A 3,099-nucleotide genomic window follows, 5' to 3' on the forward strand; every position below is an offset into this window, starting at 1 on the left:
ATTTAATAGAGTAAGATTAAAGATAGGATGATATAAATAAATGCAAAAAGGTAGAATAGATTCACTTTTTTATAAGATATATATATTTATGGCAGCATTCTTGGGATTTTTATGGTTAAATCCATTTTTCACATGGAACAATAGCATAATACCTCTCTTTGGAATAATTCATATCTCAGTATTTTTATTATGGATTAGTATATCGGATTACAAAATTAATAAATCAAATATATTTAGTGCTTTTTTAGCTTTTATACTAATAGCAATTTTTAGTTTTAAGGATGAGAATATTATTCGTAACTTATGGCTATATTCTGTTTCACTTATCCCATTAGTTTTGATAAGGAATGAGGAACGTTTAAAGATTTATGATAATTTTATTAAAATAGTTGCCATATCTCTTATACCAGCAATAGCGATAGCTATTCTTTTATTTGTAGGAATAGATTTACAATGGTCTCAGTTATCTAGTACATCTTGGACAAAACCTTACTATAGGAATTACTTTAATTTATCTATCTACCACTTTTTTAACGGATCAGATCAAAGGTACTTCCTCCCTTGGGGAGGAAGTATTGATAGAATTTGTGGAATGTTTGATGAACCAGGAGTAGTTGGAACAATTAGTGGTTTAATCTTAGCATCTAAAGGATTTTCTTTGCGTAGAGGTTATGAGAAAATATTATTTGTAGCAGGGATATGCTCTTTCTCATTTGCTTTTTATGTAATTGTATTTTTATATCTTTTGATAAAGAAGTACAAATATGCTTTGCTATCAATGGGTGTGCTACTAATATTAATGAATACTGTACCTAAAGATACTTATGTATATGAAAAGATTCTTTACAGATTGGAGTTAGGAAATAACGAATTAGAAGGAAATAATAGAGCGAACGCAGCATTCGAACAAATATATAAGGAATTTTTGCAAGATGGTAACTTATTGTTAGGGATGAAAGAAAAAGAGTATTTTTATAAAGCAAATGCTTATGGTTCAGAGGCATTATCTTGGAAAACCTTTGTAGTAGTAAATGGATTTTTATTATTCGTCCTTCATACCATATACTTTATGGGGCATGCTTTTGCTATGAGAAATAGGTATATCTGGATTTTTTGTATAATTTACTTCCTATCTATTTACCAAAGGCCATACGATTTTTCATTAAGCTATTGGCTTATATTTCTAGGGGGACTTGCTGCATTTAATAAGATGTCAATATCTAAATTTAATTCTTCAAAAAAGATTCGAGCGAACACAAATAGTCCTAATGCAACTATTAATCAACTGGAGTAATTTAAGATATATATAACAGAATTAGGGATTGGGGAATCCAGATTAATTTAGATTCCTGTAATCCCTTTTCTCATTTATATTAGAAAAATGATTGGAGCGAGTGTATGCCAGAAATAGCATTATTAATTCCTGTATATAACGATCAGGTTGGTTTAAATCAAACCTTAGAATCTTTATTAAAGGAAACAAAAGAGAAAGTAGATGTAGTAGTTGTTGATGACGGTAGTAAGGAACCAATCTATGTTCCTGAGACTGTGGGGATTCACCATATTATTTTTATAAAATCCGAAGTCAATAAAGGAATTGAGCATGTCTTAAATTTAGGATTAAAGTATATTTGTGATAATGGCTATACATTTGTTGCCAGGATAGATGCAGGAGATACAATTGAACCTAATCGATTTTATAAACAGAAACAATATATGTTAGATAATCCAAATTATATGTTGATAGGATCGAACGTAAGGCATACAGATATGGATGGTAAAGAAGTGTTTATAGAGCGTGTGCCGCTTTCAACAGAAGAGATAAAAAAGAAGATGCATATTAATAGTTGTTTCCCACACCCATCTGTTATGTTTAGAACAGTGATTATTGAGGATATTGGTGTATATCATACGGATTTTCCGGCAGCAGAAGATTACGAATTTTTCTTTAGGATAATGAATAAGTATGAGGTTTCAAATTTAGATGAAGTTCTCATTTGTAAAGAAATTAATCCTAATAGTATCTCATTAAGTAGGCGAAAGAGACAGTTATATAGCAGAATTAAAATTCAAAAAAAATATTTTAACCCCCTAGTTTTAGAAAGTTATGTGGGAATAGTAAAATCTTTTATCTTGCTAATAGCTCCTAATAAACTAATTATTGGTATTAAGTCTTTACTAAGTAGATCTTCTAACTAATGATAAAAGGGGTCATGAGCAATGAAAAAGGTTGTTTTTATATGTGAGGCGTTAGGTGGAGGAGTTAGGAGACATTTAGTGGATGTAATCTCCAATCTAGATCTAGATGAATATGAGGTACATGTTGTACATGGTACTAAGCGGGTAGATGATGTATTTCTATCGGCAAAAAATAAGCTTATGAAAAAAGGGCTTTATTTTTATGAAGTCACAGAAATGGTAAGGGAATTATCAATTAAGAATGACATAAGAGCTACAAAATCAATTATAAAAATACTAAGAGAAATTAGGCCACAAATTGTTCATTGTCATAGCTCTAAAGCAGGTGCAATAGGCAGGATAGCGGCAAAAATATGTAGGATAAAAAGGGTATACTATACACCACATGCATATGTATTTCAAAACCCAAATTTATCCTCAAAGAAAAAATTTGTATATAAAAATATCGAAAAATTATTAGGCTTCTTAACAACAAAAGTTCTTCATGTTTCAAAAGGTGAAGAAACATTTGCCTTGGAGCATAAAGTCATTTCGTTAAATAAGTCAATGGTAGTATATAATGGTATTTCATTTCCCACTACAGATAGTAAATTTCCTTTAAAAGATTGTGAAGAGAAATTGATAGTAGGAACGATTGCGAGAATGGATTATCAAAAAAATCCATGGTTATTTATTCGTATAGCTGAACAGGTAATTAGGGAAAATCAAAACGTTGAGTTTGTGTATATTGGGGACGGAGAGTATTTTAAAGAAGTTTTCGATTATGTTCAAAAAAATAATTTAGATAAATTTATTAAATTAAAAGGATTTCATTCGAATCCAGATATAGAATTAAATCGCTTTGATATATTCCTATCTACCTCCTTATATGAAGGTATGCCTTACTCATTAATAGAGGCG

3 protein-coding genes are annotated in these 3,099 nt (G+C 30.0%); all 3 read left to right on the top strand.

The features are described from left to right. The first annotated feature begins 40 nt into the window (after positions 1-40). Positions 41-1,294, top strand: coding sequence for a transcriptional regulator (locus ABWK52_RS19655; RefSeq protein ID WP_097853599.1), 1,254 nt, complete (start codon positions 41-43; stop codon positions 1,292-1,294). Positions 1,295-1,398: 104 nt separating this feature from the next. Further along, on the top strand, positions 1,399-2,199 hold the full coding sequence (locus tag ABWK52_RS19660) for a glycosyltransferase (RefSeq protein WP_098541799.1): 801 nt from the start codon (positions 1,399-1,401) through the stop codon (positions 2,197-2,199). A 21-nt stretch (positions 2,200-2,220) separates the two neighbouring features. Further along, positions 2,221-3,099 (top strand): glycosyltransferase (locus ABWK52_RS19665; RefSeq protein ID WP_353772088.1); only part of this gene is annotated, 879 nt, incomplete at its 3' end.

Origin of the sequence: Bacillus sp. AP50, assembly GCF_040492675.1 — a bacterium.
GTDB lineage: Bacteria > Bacillota > Bacilli > Bacillales > Bacillaceae_G > Bacillus_A > Bacillus_A cereus.